Annotated in this window: 5 protein-coding genes and 1 pseudogene; 4 read left to right on the top strand and 2 right to left on the bottom strand. The window is 37.2% G+C overall.

The genetic code is table 11. From position 1 onward, the window contains the following. Window positions 1-700, bottom strand: a 700-nt coding sequence (locus FA045_RS18685) for a reverse transcriptase domain-containing protein (protein ID WP_262709617.1), incomplete at its 3' end; no start/stop codon positions are given. 765 nt (window positions 701-1,465) lie between these two features. Here FA045_RS18685 and FA045_RS18680 point away from each other — a divergent pair. Genes FA045_RS18680 through FA045_RS18665 form a run of 4 tightly spaced genes read left to right on the top strand, consistent with a single transcriptional unit; the run spans window position 1,466 to window position 5,526 of the window. Next, window positions 1,466-1,750: a hypothetical protein gene (locus tag FA045_RS18680; RefSeq protein WP_068179644.1), complete on the top strand. Its 285-nt coding sequence runs from the start codon at window positions 1,466-1,468 to the stop codon at window positions 1,748-1,750. Window positions 1,751-1,776: 26 nt separating this feature from the next. Beyond that, window positions 1,777-2,028 carry a TFIIB-type zinc ribbon-containing protein gene (locus FA045_RS18675; protein ID WP_068179646.1) on the top strand — a complete coding sequence of 84 codons (252 nt, stop codon included), beginning with the start codon at window positions 1,777-1,779 and terminating at the stop codon, window positions 2,026-2,028. A gap of 40 nt (window positions 2,029-2,068) precedes the next feature. Further along, window positions 2,069-2,752, top strand: coding sequence for an exopolysaccharide biosynthesis protein (locus tag FA045_RS18670; RefSeq protein WP_136878591.1), 684 nt, complete (start codon window positions 2,069-2,071; stop codon window positions 2,750-2,752). A 32-nt stretch (window positions 2,753-2,784) separates the two neighbouring features. Further along, entirely contained in the window at window positions 2,785-5,526 is a 2,742-nt protein-coding gene (locus FA045_RS18665; protein ID WP_136878590.1) for a cation-translocating P-type ATPase, read from the top strand. Window positions 5,527-5,689: 163 nt separating this feature from the next. Here FA045_RS18665 and FA045_RS18660 read toward each other — a convergent pair. Beyond that, window positions 5,690-5,869 (bottom strand): annotated as a pseudogene (locus FA045_RS18660) (group II intron reverse transcriptase/maturase); the annotation flags it as partial.

The raw sequence follows: 5,869 nt of genomic DNA, 5'->3' as shown, positions 1-5,869 counted from the left end.
TGGCTTGATTGTGGCTTTTGCAATAGATACTAAAATCATCCGCATAACGCACAAATTTATGTCCTCTTCGAGTCATTTCCTTATCCAATTGATGCAGTAGAATGTTCGACAATAATGGACTTAAAGGACTTCCTTGCGGAACGCCTTTTCTTCTCTTTTGTAGCTTTCCGTTGATTTTAATCGGTGCTCTGAGCCATTTGCGTATCAGTTGCATCGTAGCTTTGCATTTCACTTTTTTGTAGATTAAATTCAGTAATAAACAATGGTCAACTTCATCAAAGAAGTTTTTCAGGTCAATATCCACAATGTGGTTTAATCCTGAATGGATGTAATCCCGAGATTGTCCAACGGCTTGTCGGGCGTTCTTGTGTGGTCTAAATCCATAGCTGTAATTACTAAATTCGGGTTCAAAAAGTGGTGCAAGGTTTTGTGCTACAGCTTGTTGCAAGACACGCTCTGTAGTGGTGGGAACGCCCAATAATCGGGTTTTCCCATTTCCTTTCGGAATTTCAATACCTAAAATGGGTTGTACTTGATAGTTGCCTTGTTTGATTGCTTCAATCAGTTGTAGTTTCTTTTCTGAAAACACCTTGCGGAGTTCTCGGATAGAAACACCATCAACACCCGCACTGCCTTTATTGGCAATCACGTGTTCCAATGCTTTGTGAAGATGAAACGGTTGTACTACTCTTGTTATCATTTTAGCTTGTTTTAACCTGTTTTCGTTAAGTAAGGCTATCCGCCTTGGCGAGATTCCGTTACTTATTGAAAACCTCTTTACGTTCAGTCCTTCCTTGTTTGTGAGTCCTATGCAGTTTCTATTTACACCTCGTTTGCCTTCAAGTACTATGACCTCTGCTGACTTCTTGGCTTGATTAACTCGTAATCGCCAAGACCTCCCCTGGTAAATGCTTTTTCCTTCAGTCTATCACCGGTACATCTACATAACAATAATCTGATTTAATAGCATGTTCAGAACACTGTTTTGGACTTCGTATTGCTGTGGATACTCATCCTTATTGCTATGCCTCTTATGTACTTTCTGTTCGTCGGTACAGACTTTTGCCGTTTCGCTTCCTTCACTGCATATCTCACGATAAACCAGCTTGCGACGTGCTAACGATTCGGGATTTCAATCCGCTCGTAAGGAACTTGCACCCTCTGGAAAAATAACACCCCGAAAACTTGGTTCGTAAAACTAAATTTGTATTTTTGAACTATTTGAAAAGCTTTCGGGGTGTGTCCTGCATATGCAGGGCACACACAGCGGTTTAAAAATATGGCTGGCTTCGGGAATTTTTGAAATGGCGAAGTTGTTTAATTTAAATATTTGCAATGGCTTGGTGTTGGTGCAACGCCACTGAAAGCAAGCCACAAAACGTTACCCAACATAATAAAGAAATGGACAGCGTATAAATAAAACTATAAATTAAGTATTTTTGAGAAACACTAAAAAAACACAATTATGGGAAAAGTTTTGAAAATAAGCATCTTTCTAGCATTCTTTTCGATTACATTTTTTTCTTGCAGCGATGTAAGCAAAAAAGTTGACGAAAAGATGGAACAGTTACTAAAAAAAACAGAATCATTAGACTCATTGCTAAACCAAGAGGTCGATAAAGTTCTAACTCTCGATTCGCTAATCGATAAAGAACATCAAAAGGTAATAAAACTTGATTCACTTATACAGAAATCATCCACTAAACTTGATTCTGTAGTTAATAAAGTTACAAAACCTTTAAGCAAATAATTATTAACCAACTAAATACTAAAAAAATGAAATGTCCAAATTGCAAAGATGTAAATCTGGTTATGACAGACCGTAACGGAATAGAGATTGACTACTGTCCTGAATGCCGAGGTGTTTGGCTTGACCGCGGTGAACTTGATAAAATCATTGAACGGACAACTCAAAATCTTAAAATCCCACAAGACGATATGTTTCATGGCAAGCAATATCATTCAAGGGACAATGATTATCGTTACAAAAAAAAGAAAGGACTCTTAGGAGAGCTTTTTGACTTTTAAAAGTAATTCTATTGAATCTGTTTGGAAATAATTTATTTTTATGTCACAAGAGTTGCAAGTTAAAAATAGAGAATTAGTTGTCTTTTTGAAAAAAGATGATTTTTTTGACAATACATTATTAGAAAAAGTAAAAAAAATAATTAGTAAAATACCTGACAGAAATCTGACATTATCTGAAATAATAAACCTATTAGGAAACGACGGTTTATTAATATTTGCATCAATATTATCTATAATATTTCTAATTCCAGTGTCAATACCTGGTATTAGTACTGTTTTTGGAGGCATAATTTTTTTTATAGGAATAAGTAATTTCTTAAATAAAAGTTTGTGGTTACCTTCTTCTATAAAAAACAAGTCATTCCCATCGGAAAAGTTACGCACTGCTTTAAACAAAGGGTTAAAGTGGTTTTATTTTTTAGAAAAAATAAGCAAGCCGCATCGTTTTAGACTCATAACATGTAACAAAATTGCAAATAAAATCAATGGTTTTTTGATTTTGTTTGGTTCTATTTTGCTAATGATACCTTTAGGACTAATGCCCTTTAGTAATACTTTGCCGGCATTAATTATTCTTTTTCTATCAATAGGAATTATTCAGAAAGACGGAATTATAATTCTTCTTGGATATTTTTCCGTTTTGGGAGCTTTTATATATTTTGGATTATTTTTTTCGACTATAATTTTAGCTTTTAAAAAAATAGTTGAAAGCATTACAATGTGAATTTTTATTAACAAACTTATTTGTTCTCAAAGATGGTAAAAAACGAAAGCGGGAAATGGCATGTCATTGACTATAAAGAGGTTCTTGAAAATTTTGAGAGTTCATTACAAGGGCTTGAATTAGAAGAAGTAGAAACAAGACGTCAAAAGTACGGAGCAAACGAACTTAAACGTAAAAATAAAGATGGCATTTTAAAAGTGCTTTGGCGGCAAATTAACAATCCATTGATTTGGGTTTTAATTGGTTCAAGCACGTTGGCTACCGCATTGGGTAAAATTACCGATGGAATGGTAGTGCTTGCCGTAGTGGTAGTAAACTCAATTATTGGCTTTATTCAGGAATACAAAGCAGGTAAAGCCATTGAAGCTCTAAGTAACATGGTTCCCGAAAATGCTACAGTAATTCGAAATGGCAATATAATAACCATACCTGTTTCTGAGATTGTTCCCGGCGATATTGTTCAGGTGGCTGCCGGCGACCGCATCCCTGCCGACATGAGGATAATACAGCAAAAAAACCTACAAGTAGAAGAAGCTGCTTTAACAGGAGAATCGGTGCCGTCTCAAAAAACTACCGAAGCTGTAACTCCCGATGCTGTAATTGGCGACAGAAAATGTATGGTATATAGTGGCACTTTAGTAGTTTCAGGCACTGCTACGGCAGTGGTTGTAAAAACGGGTATGGATACCGAACTTGGTAAAATATCCGATATGCTTAACGAAACCGTTGATTTAGATACGCCATTAACAAAAAAGTTAGGTGTTATTGGCAAATACTTAACCATTGGTATTGTTGCTATCACTGCAATTATTATGTTTATTGGAACATACCGTGCATTGGGGCAAGGGGTATTATTGTTCGATGCACTTAAAGAAAGCTTAATTTTTGCAATAGCTTTGGCAGTTGGTGCTATCCCTGAAGGTCTCCCGGCTGTTGTTACCATTTCCCTTGCCATTGGGGTACAACGTATGGCAAAACGAAACGCCATTATTCGTAAACTTCCTGCGGTTGAAACTTTAGGAAGTACAACTGTTATTTGCTCTGATAAAACTGGAACACTTACACGAAACGAAATGACTGTAAGTGAATTGTGGAACTATAACTATAGCATACAAGTAACAGGTGTTGGTTATCATAAAGCTGGTGTTTTCAAACAAAACAATGCTGAACTAGCAGCTTTACCCGAAGATATGTTGCTTTTGCTTAAAAAAGCTGTGCTTTGTAGTGATGCAAATGTGCTTTATACCGCAAACGAATACAGTATCTCGGGCGACCCTACCGAGGTTGCTTTGGTCGTTGCAGCTGCAAAAGCGGGGATTTCAATTGATGGTTTACGTCAGGAAATACCAAGAAAAGATGTTGTGCCTTTCGACTCTGAAAAGCAATACATGGCAACCCTTAACGACAATATTATTCTTAAAGGGGCACCAGAGGTTGTGCTAAAACGTTGTTCAACACATGTTGGTGGTGTAAACTTGGATACACAAAAGATTATTTCTCAAATAGAATTGCTTGGTTCGAAAGGGATGCGAGTGCTTGCCATAGCTCAAAAAACTCAAAGTAAAAGTGATGAAATATCGGTAGATGATATTGAAAACGGATTTGAGTTTATCGGCTTGATAGGTATGATTGACCCGCCACGCACCGAAGCAATCGAAGCTATAAAAGCATGTCATAATGCGGGAATAACAGTAAAAATGATTACTGGCGACCACCATGCCACAGCACGTGCTATTGGCATGGAATTAAACCTCTCGGCCAATGGGACTGTTGTAACAGGAGTGGATTTGTCGAAAATGAGCGATGCTGAACTTGATAAAACCATACAATCAACCAATATTTTTGCCCGTGTAGCCCCCGAACACAAACTTCGTTTGGTAAAAGCCTTGCAAAAAGCCAATGATGTTGTTGCAATGACCGGTGATGGCGTAAACGATGCCCCATCGCTCAAGCAATCAAATGTTGGTGTTGCGATGGGAATTACCGGAACTTCTGTGTCGAAAGAATCTGCAGACATTGTACTTGCCGATGATAATTTTTCGAGTATAGCAGCAGCTGTTGAAGAAGGGCGAAGGGTTTACGACAATCTGCTAAAGTCTCTCGCATTCTTGCTTCCAACCAACTTGGGACTTGCATTTATATTGATTTATGGCATTATATTCTTTCCTTTTAATCCTATAACGAAAGAACTATTGCTTCCTATGTTGCCAGTACAATTGTTGTGGATAAACTTGGTTGCAGCCATAGCATTGGCTTTGCCGCTTGCATTCGAAGTAAAAGAACCTAATGTAATGAACCGTCCCCCTCGTAAACCCGATGAAGCTCTTTTCAACGGATTTGTAACTTTTAGGGTGTTTTTTGTTTCGATACTTATGACAGTTGGAACTATCGTGCTTTTTAGCTGGGAGTACTCTTATTCACTTTCAACCGGAATGGCACAAACAGATGCGTTGGCTCGTTCCCAAAGTATAGCAGTAACATTTATTATATTTTTCCAAATATTTTATTTGATAAACTGTAGGTCTCTGAAAGAATCGGTTTTTAAAATTGGTCTTTTCAGTAATGGCTTTATCTTTTTGGGTATTGGGTCAATAATGCTTCTGCAAGCAATGTTTTTATACACCCCGTTTATGCAAAAAGTGTTTGGAACAGCGTCTCTCGATGGGAAAGGTTTATTTATTTCGTTTGTAGCTGGTTCATTGATTTTTGTTGTAATTAGTATCGAAAAATGGATTCTAAGAGAGTTGTTAAATAAAAAGAAAAAAGAGAGTTAATAATGTTTTAATAATGAATTTAAAAATAAAAAAATGACGTTGGGTAATCGAGTAGACGGCTCCGCCAGAAACTGACGGAGTGCGCCTCTCAACTTAGCGAAGCGATATCTTGAAATACCTATAAAAAATAAACACTTATTTCAAACACCACCGAGCGTACGGGTCACGTACTCGGCGGTTCGCAAAGAGATGGGTTAAGCTGTAAATGTAATTCGGTTAAGGAAATATAACCTCTTTTCTTCAAGCGTTGTAAAGTAATGGTAGTGCCTAAAATAGGACTTTGTGCTATTGCCCAACCACCTTTTCTCGTTCTGCTCCAAGCGTAGGCATGGTCTTGGTCTAC

It is taken from the genome of Pedobacter cryotolerans (assembly GCF_005116475.1).
In the GTDB taxonomy this organism is placed as follows: domain Bacteria; phylum Bacteroidota; class Bacteroidia; order Sphingobacteriales; family Sphingobacteriaceae; genus Pedobacter; species Pedobacter cryotolerans.
This window is presented reverse-complemented; position numbering and strand designations above follow the sequence as displayed.